The organism is Candidatus Endoriftia persephonae, assembly GCF_023733635.1.
Classification (GTDB): domain Bacteria; phylum Pseudomonadota; class Gammaproteobacteria; order Chromatiales; family Chromatiaceae; genus Endoriftia; species Endoriftia persephonae.
Map to the genome: position 1 here is coordinate 102,132 of NZ_CP090569.1, position 14,029 is coordinate 116,160.

Below are 14,029 nucleotides of genomic sequence, written 5' to 3' on the forward strand. Positions count from 1 at the left end.
TAATGTTTTGTATTGCGGAATAGTGGTTAGAACTGTTGGTCTGCCCAAAAGACAGAAGCTCAATACTCTCTAATATTCTCAATTAGTTCAGCATTGATCAGGATCAAACAGACAGAAAAAAGGGGAGCTGGATGGCTCCCCTTTGGTTGGTTGGAGTTTACAGATCGAACTCTGCCAGCTTTTTCGGTACCGCAGCTCCCTTCATGGTGACGTACTTGGGCATGCCGTTGTCGTCATACTCGGGGTAGGCCTCGCCCTTGATCAGCGGGTAGAGGTACTCTTTGCACTTGTCGGTGATACCGAAGCCATCTTCGGAGATGAAGTCCATCGGCATCATCTTCTCGACGTTGGCGACCTCGCTCAGGGGGGCCTCGCCGATGCTCCACTTGTAGGGAGAGGAAGACTCACGTACCACGGTGGGCATGATCGAGTTCTTGCCTTCCAGAGCCTTTTCGACCGCGGCCTGGCCCAGGGCGTAGGCCTGCGCGACATCGGACTCGGAGGCCAGGTGACGTGCTGCACGCTGCAGGTAGTCGGCTACCGCCCAGTGGAACTTGTGGCCCAGGGCGTCCTTGATCATGTTGGCGACGATCGGCGCCGCGCCACCTAGCTGGGCGTGACCGAAGGAGTCGCGGGTGCCCTGCTCGGCGAGGAAGGTGCCATCGGGCCAGTGTGCGCCCTCGGAGACGCAGACGGTGCAGTAGCCATGTTCCTTCACCTTGGCGTCGACCGCGGCGAGGAACTTCTCCTTGTCGAACTCGATCTCCGGGAACAAGGTCACGACCGGAATACCGTAGTCCTCGACCAGGGCGCCGGCAGCGGCGATCCAGCCAGCGTGACGCCCCATCACCTCGATGACGAAGATCTTGGTGGAGGTGGCGGCCATCGAGCGTACGTCGTAGGAGGCCTCCAGTGTGGAGACGGCGATGTACTTGGCCACCGAGCCGAAGCCGGGGCAGTTGTCGGTGATCGGCAGGTCGTTGTCGACAGTCTTCGGCACATGGATCGCCTGCACCGGATAGCCCATCTTCTCGGAGAGCTGGGAGACCTTGTAGCAGGTGTCAGCGGAGTCGCCGCCACCGTTGTAGAAGAAGTAGCCGATGTTGTGGGCCTTGAAGACCTCGATCAGACGCTCGTATTCGCGCTTGTTGTCTTCCAGGCTCTTCAGCTTGAAGCGGCAGGAGCCAAAACCACCAGAGGGGGTGGTCTTCAGCGCGGCGATGTCTTCAGCGGACTCCTGATTGGTGTCGATCAGGTCTTCGGTCAGGGCACCGATGATGCCGTTGCGACCGGCATAGACGTTGGCGATCTTGTCTGAGTGCTTGCGGCAGGTCTCGATCACGCCACAGGCGGATGAGTTGATCACGGCGGTTACACCGCCGGATTGGGCGTAGAAGGCATTCTTTGCTGTCATGGAGATGACTCCCTGTTGATTGAAACAGTAACTTGGGTTTGGTTATTTAAGGTCGCCGCGCTCTTTGGCTTCGTAGTCGGCCTGGGTCTGCAGCAGCGAGACGATGCATTCGGTGAGGTCGTCGTATTCGTGTACGCCGGTGCCGTACTGCTGATAGCCGCGGTAGAAGAACTGGCAGCGGTATTTGCGGTCGCCAGTCTTGAACACCACGAAGTTGCAGCCCTCTTCGATCCAGACGATCACCGGGCAGCTGGTGAGCTCCTTGTCAGAGGGAGTTAGGCGGATCTCGGCGTCGGCCAGCTGGATCTCCACCTTGTGGCCGTAGCGCTCTTTCAGGGTGGTCTCGAGGGTCCAGTGTTCGGTGTCGGTAATGTCTGGGATTTCCAGCATGGGATTCGGTCTGCAGTCAGTTGCTCGGCGCCGAAGCTTAATCCAAAACAGGGTATTTTGGGATAGGCGTCTTGCCGACTCTAAGGTGAAATGTGTCTGAGCTTACCGAAGCTGTGTTGCGGCGGCTAATCCAAAACTTGGATGGCGGCATGGATTTTGTTAATTATCGGCGGTCCCGTTGCTGATTGGTGCGTAAAGCGCCGCGTTTCTCGTTTAGGTGCATCGATGTTGGCAAAGGGGTGGCACGGCGGCATACTCCAAGCGTTTTATTTCAAGGGTAGGGAGAGCTGCAGGTCTGGCTTGGTGCTGGCATCGCCGCGCCTCCCCATAATATTAACCCGGCAGCCAAATAGATCGTGTGTAGGCCCGACTCGTTGAGCCCTTTGGGTATCAGTTGGACTTGTTCGGCGAAAGCCGAACCTACGATACGAGGTAAAGGATTGCCGGACTAATAATTAAGGATTGTCTGGCCGATGAAAAAACAGCTGCGCAGGATCGTTGCAACAGTCGTGCTCTTCCTCGTCTACTGGGCGAGTGTGCTCTTCTCCAAGCTGATTCCACGGCGCGGTGGTGGTGGCTGGAAGCGCTCTGGCAGGATCCTGGTGATCGGCACCTTTCATAACCCCAACTGGTTCCACGCCCACCTGACCCCGCTCACTAAATCGGGAGTCGATGAGGTGGTGCTGATCACCGACGAGATGGTGGCGCCGATGGACGGGGTCGTCTACGAATGCCCGCCGCAGTTGATGCAGAAGCTGCTGAGCCGTGCCGGCGCCAAGTTTGTCTGGTCGATCGTCTGCGGTTTTCGTCACAGGCCTGACCTCTACATGGGCTACCACATCTTCCCCTCCGCGATCATCGCCCTGATCGCGGCGCGCTTGTTCAATCGCCCCGCTGGTTTTCAGGTCACCTCTGGTCCGCTGGAGCTGGAGGGCGGCGGCTGGAATGCCGAGAATGTGGTGCTGACCGCACTCGGTGGGCCCTCCAAGTCGATCGAGAAGGCGGTGCACGCAGCGACCCGTGAGTTTGATCTGGTGATCGTGCGCGGGCGTAAGGCGGAGGCCTATGTGCGTGAGCTGGGTTACCAGCGACAGATGGCGATCATCACTGGCAGCATGGCGGCGCCGGCCGACAGCGTCGGTTTTGACGAGCGCGAAATCGATCTGATCTCAGTGGGCCGACTCTGCGAATACAAACGCCCTGACCGCTTTGTGCGGGTGGTGGCCAAGGTCGCACAGAACCACCCCGAGATGCGGGTGGCGATGGTAGGCGATGGCCCTGATCGGGCCGAGTTGGAGGCGCTGGCTGATGAGCTGGGGGTGCGTGAGCGCATCGACTTCATGGGCAAGCGCAGCGATGTCCCCGATCTGCTCGCCAAGGCCAGGGTGTTCGGTCTTACCTCGCGCTGGGAGGGGCTGTCGATTGCGATGATCGAGGCGATGATGTCGGGTGTGGTGCCGGTGGTGGGCGATGTGGGCGACCTGGCCGATCTGGCCGACAGTGAGAACAACGGCTTTGTGGTCGATCCTGACGACATCGACGGCTACGCGAAACACATCGATGCGCTGCTCAGCGATGCTGAAATGTGGCAGCGATTTTCCAGCAACGCCCGCCAGGCATCCATCGACTACTCCAGCGTGGATGCTGTGGCGGGCAAGTGGCAGCGTGAGTTCGAGACCCTGATGCAGGCTACTACCCCAGCCAGCGAATAGGGTCGCTGTCGGTCGGGCTTGAGCCGCCAGGGGTTGGAGTCAATTCGCGCACTGACAATGAAATAGATAATAGGGGTGGCGAATTGACTCCAACCCCTCCTGATACGCCGTCCGGGCTATTCCTCTGAGCGCTTGAACTCGGTTCTGCGGCAGCCTGGGCAGGGTGGGATGTGGCCCGCCTTGCGGAAGTGCATCTGCTTGCCGCAGTTGGTGCAGACTAGGGTACCGGGGCCGGTGATCTCGCCGGTGTGGTAGGTGGATGCCTGTTCGGCCCGCTTCGCCAGTTTGCCCAACTCCAGCCTGGTCTGGTCAGCGACCTTGCTGAACGTCTCGGCGATCCGCTCTTCCACTTGGTGCAGATCGAAGCGCCACCAGGTGGAGATCTGCTCGCCAGTATCGTGCAGATAGTGGGCTGCGTCCTTGATGTCCCGTTCGATATAGCCAGCCACCTTGTCTGCCTCCTCGCGGGTCAGTTCGCCCAGTTCCACCACCTTCTCTCGGGCATCCGACAGATACTCCTTGAGTCCGGGTAGGGCGCTCTCCCTAGTGACTTCGTAGGCATCGTGAACCTGTTCAAGCATCTTCTCATAGGCCTCGGTGAGCCGGTCGAGTGGGGCCTTGTTACCTGAATCTGTCATTACTCTCTCCCCGGGCGGGCAGCCCTTTTGTCATCATACTTCTATAGAATAATGGATCAAAGCTGGCGGATGGCAAATCCGGCGGGCAACGGCTTCAGGATTGGGCGTCGCTGGGGTATGCTTCCGCGATTCCCCCGTTGTTGACAGAATTCAGACCCGATCATGCAGAAAAATTACGATCCCGCCGCGATCGAGGCGGCCGTCCAGTCCCACTGGGAGCGCAAAAAGAGCTTCACCGTCAGTGAAGATCCGGCGAAGGAGAAGTTTTACTGTCTCTCCATGTTCCCCTATCCGAGCGGCAAGTTGCATATGGGCCATGTGCGCAACTACACCATTGGCGATGTGATCGCCCGCTACCAGCGGATGCAGGGCAAGAACGTTCTGCAACCGATGGGCTGGGACGCCTTCGGCCTGCCGGCGGAGAACGCAGCGCGCAAGAACCGGGCGGCACCGGCGGCCTGGACCTACGACAATATCGACTACATGAAGGGCCAGCTGAAGCGTCTCGGCTTTGGCTACGACTGGGATCGCGAACTGGCCACCTGTAAGCCCGACTACTACAAATGGGAGCAGTGGCTCTTCACCGAGCTCTATAAAAAAGGTCTGGTCTACCGCAAGAACGCGGTAGTCAACTGGGATCCGGTGGACCAGACGGTGCTCGCCAACGAGCAGGTGATCGACGGTCGCGGCTGGCGCTCCGGGGCGCTGGTGGAACGCCGTGAGATCCCCCAGTGGTTCATCAAGATCACTGACTACGCCGACGAACTACTGGATGAGATCGACAACCTGGAAGGCTGGCCCGACCAAGTGCGTACCATGCAGCGCAACTGGATCGGCCGCTCCTACGGCGTGAAGATGGAGTTCGGTATTGAGAGCGCCACCTCTGACGAAACTCTCACCATCTTCACCACCCGCCCCGACACCCTCATGGGCGTTACCTACGTGGCGGTTGCTGGTGAGCACCCACTCGCACTGCAGGCCGCCGAAGGCAACCCAGAGCTGACCGCCTTCATCGACGAGTGCCGCCAGGGCGGCACCTCCGAGGCGGATCTGGAGACCATCGAGAAAAAGGGCATGCCGCTCGGCATCAACGCCATCCACCCGGTGAGCGGCGAGCCGGTGCCGATCTACGCGGCCAACTTCGTGCTGATGAGTTACGGTACAGGTGCCGTCATGGCCGTGCCTGCCCACGATGAGCGTGACCACGCTTTCGCCCGCAAGTACGGCATCCCGATCAAGCAGGTGATCCACCCTGCGGATGGTTCACAGGTCGATATTCAGGCCGCCGCCTACACCGACAAGGGTGTACTCAAAGACTCTGGCCCCTTCAACGACCTTACTTCCGAGGCGGCCTTCGACGCCATCGCCGAGTGGCTGCAGGCGCGTGACAAGGGGGAGAAGACCAAGAACTTCCGCCTGCGCGACTGGGGGGTCTCCCGCCAGCGCTACTGGGGCACGCCGATCCCGATGATCCACTGCGAGAAGTGCGGTATTGTGCCGGTGCCTCTCGAGGATCTGCCGGTGGTTCTGCCGGAAGATATCGTCTACGACGAGAACACCATTAACCCGATCAAGGCCGATGCCGAATTCGCCAAATGCAGCTGCCCCGAATGCGGCGGCGCGGCGCGGCGCGAGACCGATACCTTCGATACCTTCATGGAGTCGAGCTGGTACTACGCCCGTTACACTTGCCCCGGCGCCGAGACCATGCTCGACGAGCGGGCCGACTATTGGCTGCCAGTCGACCACTATGTGGGCGGCATCGAACACGCGGTGCTGCACCTGCTCTACGCTCGCTTCTACCACAAGCTGCTCAGGGATGCGGGGCTGATAAATAGTAACGAGCCGTTCCGCAACCTGCTGACCCAGGGCATGGTGGTGGCTGACACCTACTACCGCGACGAAGCCAGCGGCGCCAAGCACTGGTACAACCCGGCAGAGGTCGAGGTGGAGCGAGACGAGAAGGGGCGTCCACTCAGTGCGAAGTTTGCCGCTGACGGTCAGCCGGTGGAGATCGGCGGCATCGAGAAGATGTCGAAGTCGAAGAACAACGGTGTTGATCCGCAGACCCTAATCGACCGTTACGGTGCTGACACGGTGCGTCTCTACACCATGTTCACCTCACCGCCAGACCAGTCTCTGGAATGGAACGACGAGGGGGTGGAGGGCTCCTTTCGTTTTCTTAAACGCCTCTGGGCGCTGGCACAAAAGGGATTGGAGTCGTTGGACGCTGAAGCGTCCAATGACTCCGATCTCGTGCTGGGAGATGCACAGAAAGATGCCCGCCGCGAGCTGCACGAGACGCTGAAGAAGGCGCTCTACGACTTCGACCGACAGCAGTTCAACACGGTGGTCTCCGCCTGCATGACCATCGTCAACAGCCTCTACAAGCTGGGCGACGAGGCGGTTGATCGGGTGGTGTTGCACGAAGGCCTCAGCATCGTGCTGCGCCTGCTTGGCCCCATCGCCCCCCACATCTCCCACCACCTCTGGCGCGGATTGGGTTACGGTGACGATATCCTCGCTGCCGGCTGGCCGCGGGTTGACGAGGCGGCGCTGAAGCAGGAGAGCATTCAGTATGTGGTGCAGGTCAATGGCAAGGTGCGGGCGAAGATCCAGGTGCCCGCCGATGCCGATAAGGCAGCTGTCGAGGTGGCTGCGATGGCCAATGACAACGTGCAGAAGTTCATCGGCGAGGCGACGGTGCGCAAGGTGATCGTGGTGCCCAACAAGTTGGTGAACATAGTTGCCAAGTGATCTGGCAGTAGGAGCGCCGCAAGCGGTGCTCCTACGGATGATTGAAGTTCAGCATGGTGAGGATGGATAGATCTCAATGAAACGTCATTACCGGATTGTCCTGTGGGTAGTGCTTGTCTTGCTGCTGAGCGGCTGCGGCTTCCATCTCAAGGGCTACCAGCAGGCAACGCCGAATCTGGATGGACTCTACATCCAGGGGGATGCTGGCCGCACCAGCCTGGCAGCCATGCTGCGTCAGGAGCTGAGCGCCTCCGGTGCGAAGCTGGCTGCCAGCGAAGCAGCGGCGAGACACCATCTGCAGGTGCTGAAGGATCAGATCGAGTACCGAGCCCTGTCGGTGGATGCCAACGGCAAAGCGCTGGAGTATGAGCTCAAACTGACAGTGGAGTACCAGGTGACTGCAGCAACAGGCGAGCAGCGGATCGAACCCCAGAGTCTGCAGGTGCTGCGCCAGCTGATCTACAGCGGCACCGAAGAGCTGGGGCGACGCAATGAGGCGGCGTTGGTGCAGCAGGAGATGCGGCGCAACCTGGCTGGACAGATCCTGCGCCATCTGCAGGCCCGGCTCTAGCCGCTGATGCGTCTGCGCAACGATCAGCTGCCGGCCCAACTGAACAAGTCGCTGGCTCCGGTCTATCTGCTGAGCGGTGATGAGCCACTGCAATTGGGCGAGGCGGCGGATCAGGTGCGTCAGACGGCTAGGTCTCAGGGCTTCAGTGAGCGTGAGTTGTTGGAGGTTGGCCCGGGTTTCGACTGGAATCAGCTGCTTGAGGCGGGGCAGAGCCTCTCTCTGTTTGGCGATAAGCGGCTCCTCGATCTACGCCTGTCGAGTTCAAAGATCGGCACCCCAGGCTCCAAAGCGATCAGCGCCTATCTGGCTGATCCCCCCCCCGACACCCTGCTGTTGATCACCGCCCCCAAGCTCGACCGAGCCCAGCAGAATAGTAAGTGGGTAAAAGGGGTCGAGCGGCTGGGCGTGCTGGTGCTGATCTGGCCGATTGAAGGGCAGCGGCTGCTACCCTGGCTGGAGCGGCGCTTGCGGGATGTGGGGCTGACGCCGGAGCCCGGTGTGGTGGAGATGCTGTCTGAGCGGATTGAGGGCAATCTGCTTGCCGCCAAGCAGGAGATCGAGAAGCTGTTGCTGCTGCATGGTCCTGGGGTTGTGGATCAGGAGCAGCTTGCCGAATCAGTGGCCGACAGTGCCCGCTTTGATGTGTTTGGCTTGGTGGATGCTCTGCTTGCCAGAGAGGCGGGCCGTGGTCTGCGCATGCTGGAACACCTGCAGGCAGAGGGGGTGGTGGCGCCGGTGGTGTTGTGGGCGCTGGCGCGGGAGATTCGGGCGTTGGCGGAGATGGCGGCGATGGTCGAGCAGGGGCGTTCAGTCGATAGTGTGATGGCCGCACAACGCGTATGGGAGAAGCGCAAGCCACTGATGCGCAAGGGACTGAAGCGACGGGCGGCAGTCTGGCGTCGGCTCCTTATCGATTGCGCTGGTATCGACAGGGTGATCAAGGGGCTGGAAAAAAAGGATGCCTGGCTGCGGTTGCAGGATGTGGCGCTGGGAATCGCTGGAGTGAATACCTCGGCGCTGAAATAGCCTGTGGAGCTGTCTGGATGAGAGATGGCCTGTTTAAGTAGCCTCTGATCAAGTCATGAGCTCGTAATCTTGTGTCCAGAATATCCAGCTGCTGCGTTGTAAATCTCGTCAATTGCCCATGCGTGCTCTACCTCCTGCATCCATGCAGTCGTTCGCAATAGCCAGCTATCCCCGACAGGGATGTAGGGACGGAACGTGAGCAGGGAGCGATAGCTTTAGATGCAATTTGCGCCTTGAGTCTGAACATTCTGAATCACGAATCCACTTCGTCCAGACTTAATCAGAGACTCCTTAATAAGTTCGATCACTTCATCCGGCACCACTTTTTCGAGTGATATTGCTTGATTCGCCCAAATTCGCTGAACCCTGGAAGCGAGTCAGATCCGCTGTATGACCTTTGATCAAGGTCAATGCTGGAGCATGCATCATCGTTTTCTAATGTAGCTGCCATCCTATACCCGGAAGAGGAGCATTCCCATGGCCGAGGCCTTCACAAAAACAATGGCGCGTAACATCTTTTATGGTGGAACCGCGTTTTTCTTTCTACTATTTCTCGCCCTGACGTTCGACTCGATGGGCCAGCTGCCCAATCGCGATAACCGCGCCGCCCTCGAAGGCGAGCTCGGTCCGCAGATCGCCATGGGCAAGGCGCTCTGGGAGAAGAACGACTGCATTGGCTGTCACACGCTGCTGGGGGAGGGCGCCTACTTTGCGCCTGAGCTGGGTAACGTCTATCAACGCTTTGGTAATTCGACCGATGCGATCAAAGGCTTTATCGCCAGTCGTCCCAAGGACGGTATTCCCGGTCGCCGCAGCATGCCGCAGTTCAACTTCAGTGATGAAGAGCTGTCTGCCCTGGCTGAATTCCTGAAGTATGCGTCTGGAATCAATACCGCCGGCTGGCCGCCGAATATCCAGGGTTAAGGGGAGAGGATAACGATGAAGTATCAATCACAATCGGTTGCGAAGCTCTATTTTATCGCGGCCATCGCGCTGTTTGCAGCGCAGATTCTGTTTGGCCTGATCATGGGTCTGCAGTATGTCGTCGGTGACTTTCTGTTTCCGGAGATTCCGTTCAACGTGGCCCGCATGGTCCACACTAACGCCCTCATCGTGTGGATGCTGATGGCCTTCATGGGCGCCGCCTACTATCTGGTGCCGGAAGAGGCGGAGACGGAACTGTTTGCGCCCTGGCTGGCGACGCTGATGTTCTGGATCTTCCTGGTGGCCGCGGGCCTGACGGTAGCCGGCTACCTGCTGGTGCCCTACTCGACCCTGGCGGATCTGACCATGAACGAGTTGCTGCCCACCATGGGACGTGAGTTCCTGGAGCAGCCGACGATCACCAAGATTGGCATCGTCATTGTCGCACTGGCCTTCCTCTTCAACATCGGCATGACCATCCTCAAGGGTCGCAAGACCGTGGTCAATCTGGTGCTGATGATGGGTCTGACCGGTCTGGCCGTGTTCTTCCTGTTCGCCTTCTACAATCCCGTCAACCTGGTGCTGGATAAGTTCTTCTGGTGGTGGGTTGTGCATCTGTGGGTTGAGGGCGTGTGGGAGCTGATCCTCGGTTCCATCCTCGCCTTTGTGCTGATCAAGACCACCGGCGTCGATCGCGAGGTGATCGAGAAGTGGCTCTACATCATCATCGCGATGGTTCTGATCACCGGCATCATCGGCACCGGCCATCATTTCTACTGGATCGGTACCCCCGAGTACTGGCAGTGGTGGGGTTCAATCTTCTCCGCGATGGAGCCGATTCCCTTCTTCATGATGACGGTATTTGCCTTCAACATGGTTAACAAGCGGCGTCGTGAGCACCCCAACAAGGCAGCCGTGTTGTGGGCGTTGGGTACTGCAGTGATGGCGTTCCTCGGTGCTGGCGTGTGGGGCTTCCTGCACACTCTGTCGCCGGTGAACTACTACACTCACGGTACGCAGATCACCGCAGCGCATGGTCACATGGCCTTCTACGGCGCCTACGTGATGATTAACCTGACCATGATCTCCTACGCCATGCCGCTGCTGCGTGGGCGGAATGCGGCCAACCCGGCCAAATCGCAGATACTGGAGATGTGGTCGTTCTGGCTGATGACGATCTCGATGGTGTTCATCACGCTGTTCCTGACCGGCGCGGGCATCCTGCAGGCCTACCTGCAGCGGATGGGCGACAACCCGCTGCCGTTCATGGCGGTGCAGGATAAGATCGAGCTCTTCTACTGGCTGCGTGAGGTCGCCGGCCTGGTCTTCCTGGTCGGTCTGGTGATCTACATCGCCAGCTTCTTCGTGGGTCAGGATGAGCCGGAGGCGGTGGTCGCCGACTGATTAGGCGAATCCCCCCCAGAGAGGCGTAATGCCTCAGCTCAAGGCCGGCACTTTGTGCCGGCCTTTTTTATGTTCAGCGTATGGAGCGGTTTGTTGGTGGAGCGGAGAATACAGATTGTCACTCTATAAAATCACACCTGGATCAGGGACCGCATCTATAATGGTTTGGTCGATCCTTTTGCAGCACTGCAGAATGGTTTGCAGAATCCGCCCAGCGCATGCGACGATCATCAGGTCGAAATAGAGCGCAGCAAAAATCTGTCTGAATTCCAATGGTGTTTTTATATGAAAAATCTTAAGCCACTTATGTTAGCCGTCATTATGGCCCTCTTGGTCGTTGCCGCCGGCATGGGTTTTTTGTTTGGCTTTGATAACCCGGTCTCCTGGGTATTGATCGCAATCCTGATTGCGATACCAGTTATCTATAAGCGTGCAGCGCAGGCGGATCAACTGGTCTGGAAAGAGAGCTATAGCGTCGGAATCGCCCAGATAGACGATGAGCACCGAAGATTGATTGAGTTGCTGAATAAATTTCAAGCCGCGTATAAGTACCATATGGGGGAGGAGTTTGAGCAGCAGGCGCTGAAGGCGCTGGTGGACTACACAAAATACCATTTCAAGAACGAAGAGAGCTTGATGCAGAAGTACGACTACCCCGATTTTAATGGCCATGTTGAGCAGCACAGGGCGATGATTGCTGAGGTGGACTCTTTTGTGCGGCAGTACGAGGAGAAAGGGCATGAAGCCCTGGAAGGGGTAGTGCTCTATCTTCAGGGGTGGTTGATCAAGCATATCAATGGGACAGACAAGCAGTACTCCTCTTTTTTGAATGAGAGAGGCGTCTACTAAGCCCGCACAAATACGGCTGTGCTTCGATAAGACGCTCCGCAAGGGGCGTTTTTTTTATGGGGAGCTTTGGCGTTGGCTATGCAGATCGTGTGTGGCTGCAATTCAAACGCCACTTTCAGCTTTATCGATTGCCTTGATATAGGCGGTCAAGCAACAATTCTGTGCATAAGTATAGTGGGCGAATCTGATATATCTCTGCCAAAAGCAGTTGTTGTATCCCAACAGTAAAGCAGAAGCAGCCATGCGCAATGGTGAGCCTGTCCCCTTTAGTTGATGCGAGTCAATAAAAGTGGGAATAAAAGATCGATTAATGCGAACAGCACTCTGCTTCAGAGTGGCCCCTCATATCAAAGCCACTACCGCCGATTAAGCATTAAAAGCCGCCAATATACTGTTTTTTCGCGATAAATAGCGGCTAGCCATCGATAGCCATACAGCTGGTCATGATGTGATCGGAAGGTTGTCGCTTCGCTCCAAAAAGTTCGGTTTGACTCATATCAAAGTGGAACTCCTAAGCCAGGTCTAACTTCTCTCTACATGACATAACCCGGCATATGGCGGGGTTTTGCCATTCTGCCAATGTTGTTTGCCATGTTATTTGGCTTTTGAGGGAGATCACCCTAGATGAAGAAGACGAAATTTACACTTTCCGCCCTGGGTCTTGCTGTCGGTATCGCGTCGTCCGGTTTTGCTCTGAATGCTACGGCCGGTGCGCCTGCGATGTCTGATGCTGATTTTGAGAAGGGAAAATCGATCTATTTCCAGCGCTGCGCTGGCTGCCACGGCACCTTGCGTAAAGGCGCCACTGGTAAAAATCTGGAACCTAAGAACACTCAGAAGCTGGGTCAGACGCGTCTCGAAAAGATCATCACCTACGGTACAGAGGGTGGCATGAACAACTTCGACGATATTCTGTCGAAGGACGAGATCACCTTGATGGCCAAGTACATCCAGCAGACGCCGCCGATCCCGCCGGAGATGTCCCTGGCTCTGATGAAGGAGCGCCACAAGGTATTCGTCGACCCCAAAGACTATCCCACCAAGCCCCTGCATGGCCGCAACTGGGAGAACTTCTTCCTGGTCATCGAGCGTGATGTGGGCAAGATTGCGATCATCGACGGTGACAAGAAAGAGGTCGTTGCGCATATCCCAACGGGTTATGCCGTGCATGTGCTGAAGGCCGTCGAGCATCACAATACTCTGCACACAGAGAATCCGGGCCGCTTCTGGTTTGTTATGGGTCGCGACGGCATGATGACCAAGGTTGATCTGTGGCAGACCCCGGATAAGATGAAGGTTGCCCAGACCCAGGTCGCCTATGATGCCCGTGACGTGGCCGTCTCCGGTGACGGCAAGTATGTCATCGGTGGTGGTTACTGGCCGCCGCACTTCGTCATCCTCGATGCCAAGACCATGGAGCCGCTGAAGGTTGTCTCTGCTCGTGGCGTGAATGTGGATGGTGAGTACGTCAACGAGTCTCGCGTTGCGGCTGTGTACGACACTCCGATGGCGACTAGCTGGCTGGTCTCCATGAAGGAGCTGGGTCAGATGTGGCAGGTCGACTATAGCGATATCGACAATCTGCAGATCACCAAGATCGACTCCGCCAAGTACCTGCACGACGGTTTCTATGATCCGACCGGTCGTTACTTCCAGATCGCTGCCAACGCCTCCAACAAGATGGTGGTGATTGACTCCAAGACCCGCAAGCTGGAAGCCATGATCGATGTGGACAAGAAGCCCCATCCTGGTCCTGGTGCTAACTGGATCGATCCCAAGTGCGGTCCTGTCGGTGGTACCACTCATCTGGGTGTTGGCAAGATCACCGTTTGGGGTAACGATCCTGCTGGCCATCCGGATCAGGCCTGGAAGATTTGCTACGAAGTTGAGACCGATGGTCCCGGTGTCTTCATCCGCACCCATCCCAAGTCTGACTACTATTGGGCCGACCAGACCAAGACCCCGGAGCCTGAAGTTCAGCAGTCGATCCAGGTCATCTCCAAGAAGACCCACGAGATCGTCAAGACCATTCGTCTGACCGAGAAGAAAGGCTATGCAGCCGTTCACATCGAGTTCAACAACGATGGTTCTGAGGTCTGGACCTCTGTCTGGAACCGTGCGGATAGTAAGAAGCCTAACGGTGAGATCATCATCTTCGATGCCAAGACCCTCAAAGAGAAGGCACGCATCAAGGGTCTCTACGCACCGACCGGCAAGTTCAACGTCCACAACCGTGTTAACCACGTAACCTGATCAGGGTTACTTGATTCGGTAGTACCGAATGCGGGCATGGAGTCCTTCCATGCCCGCGCTTTTTCACCTTCAGTTCTCTCTCTGGGGCGGT

General features: G+C 57.6%; 11 protein-coding genes. 8 read left to right on the forward strand and 3 right to left on the reverse strand.

Translation table 11 applies throughout. From position 1 onward, the window contains the following. Positions 1-157: 157 nt before the first annotated feature. Positions 158-1,414, reverse strand: a complete 1,257-nt coding sequence (locus L0Y14_RS00475) for a 6-phosphofructokinase (RefSeq protein WP_251859235.1) — start codon at positions 1,412-1,414, stop codon at positions 158-160. Between the two features lie 42 nt (positions 1,415-1,456). Beyond that, positions 1,457-1,804: a hypothetical protein gene (locus L0Y14_RS00480; RefSeq protein WP_006475816.1), complete on the reverse strand. Its 348-nt coding sequence runs from the start codon at positions 1,802-1,804 to the stop codon at positions 1,457-1,459. A gap of 473 nt (positions 1,805-2,277) precedes the next feature. On the opposite strand from L0Y14_RS00480, the gene L0Y14_RS00485 reads away from it, so the two are divergent. Further along, entirely contained in the window at positions 2,278-3,516 is a 1,239-nt protein-coding gene (locus L0Y14_RS00485) for a glycosyltransferase (protein ID WP_006475815.1), read from the forward strand. A 116-nt stretch (positions 3,517-3,632) separates the two neighbouring features. Here L0Y14_RS00485 and L0Y14_RS00490 read toward each other — a convergent pair whose 3' ends face one another. Beyond that, positions 3,633-4,154, reverse strand: a complete 522-nt coding sequence (locus tag L0Y14_RS00490) for a zinc ribbon-containing protein (RefSeq protein WP_006475814.1) — start codon at positions 4,152-4,154, stop codon at positions 3,633-3,635. A 162-nt stretch (positions 4,155-4,316) separates the two neighbouring features. Here L0Y14_RS00490 and leuS point away from each other — a divergent pair, with 162 nt between their 5' ends. From leuS to L0Y14_RS00525, 7 genes are all read left to right on the forward strand, one after another. Next, positions 4,317-6,911 carry a leucine--tRNA ligase gene (gene leuS, locus L0Y14_RS00495; protein ID WP_006475813.1) on the forward strand — a complete coding sequence of 865 codons (2,595 nt, stop codon included), beginning with the start codon at positions 4,317-4,319 and terminating at the stop codon, positions 6,909-6,911. Between the two features lie 76 nt (positions 6,912-6,987). Further along, positions 6,988-7,482 carry an LPS-assembly lipoprotein LptE gene (locus L0Y14_RS00500; protein WP_006475812.1) on the forward strand — a complete coding sequence of 165 codons (495 nt, stop codon included), beginning with the start codon at positions 6,988-6,990 and terminating at the stop codon, positions 7,480-7,482. A 6-nt stretch (positions 7,483-7,488) separates the two neighbouring features. Then, positions 7,489-8,508, forward strand: coding sequence for a DNA polymerase III subunit delta (gene holA, locus L0Y14_RS00505; RefSeq protein ID WP_005966796.1), 1,020 nt, complete (start codon positions 7,489-7,491; stop codon positions 8,506-8,508). Positions 8,509-8,985: 477 nt separating this feature from the next. Beyond that, positions 8,986-9,432 carry a c-type cytochrome gene (locus tag L0Y14_RS00510; RefSeq protein WP_057957077.1) on the forward strand — a complete coding sequence of 149 codons (447 nt, stop codon included), beginning with the start codon at positions 8,986-8,988 and terminating at the stop codon, positions 9,430-9,432. A 15-nt stretch (positions 9,433-9,447) separates the two neighbouring features. After that, positions 9,448-10,836 (forward strand): cbb3-type cytochrome c oxidase subunit I, encoded by a 1,389-nt coding sequence (locus L0Y14_RS00515; RefSeq protein WP_006475871.1) that lies wholly within the window; start codon positions 9,448-9,450, stop codon positions 10,834-10,836. A gap of 165 nt (positions 10,837-11,001) precedes the next feature. Beyond that, positions 11,002-11,685 carry a bacteriohemerythrin gene (locus L0Y14_RS00520; RefSeq protein ID WP_005964482.1) on the forward strand — a complete coding sequence of 228 codons (684 nt, stop codon included), beginning with the start codon at positions 11,002-11,004 and terminating at the stop codon, positions 11,683-11,685. Positions 11,686-12,309: 624 nt separating this feature from the next. Further along, a complete protein-coding gene (locus L0Y14_RS00525) occupies positions 12,310-13,938 on the forward strand; it encodes a cytochrome D1 domain-containing protein (protein WP_005964485.1) in 1,629 nt (542 codons plus the stop codon). Positions 13,939-14,029: the final 91 nt, after the last annotated feature.

Bases quoted from the DNA above. Each gene is read 5' to 3' on its own strand.
- L0Y14_RS00490 (WP_006475814.1), bottom strand. From the start codon at position 4,154: ATGACAGATTCAGGTAACAAGGCCCCACTCGACCGGCTCACCGAGGCC.
- L0Y14_RS00510 (WP_057957077.1), top strand. From the start codon at position 8,986: ATGGCCGAGGCCTTCACAAAAACAATGGCGCGTAACATCTTTTATGGT.
- L0Y14_RS00485 (WP_006475815.1), top strand. From the start codon at position 2,278: ATGAAAAAACAGCTGCGCAGGATCGTTGCAACAGTCGTGCTCTTCCTC.
- L0Y14_RS00480 (WP_006475816.1), bottom strand. From the start codon at position 1,804: ATGCTGGAAATCCCAGACATTACCGACACCGAACACTGGACCCTCGAG.
- L0Y14_RS00500 (WP_006475812.1), top strand. From the start codon at position 6,988: ATGAAACGTCATTACCGGATTGTCCTGTGGGTAGTGCTTGTCTTGCTG.
- L0Y14_RS00525 (WP_005964485.1), top strand. From the start codon at position 12,310: ATGAAGAAGACGAAATTTACACTTTCCGCCCTGGGTCTTGCTGTCGGT.
- L0Y14_RS00475 (WP_251859235.1), bottom strand. From the start codon at position 1,414: ATGACAGCAAAGAATGCCTTCTACGCCCAATCCGGCGGTGTAACCGCC.
- L0Y14_RS00515 (WP_006475871.1), top strand. From the start codon at position 9,448: ATGAAGTATCAATCACAATCGGTTGCGAAGCTCTATTTTATCGCGGCC.
- holA (WP_005966796.1), top strand. From the start codon at position 7,489: ATGCGTCTGCGCAACGATCAGCTGCCGGCCCAACTGAACAAGTCGCTG.
- leuS (WP_006475813.1), top strand. From the start codon at position 4,317: ATGCAGAAAAATTACGATCCCGCCGCGATCGAGGCGGCCGTCCAGTCC.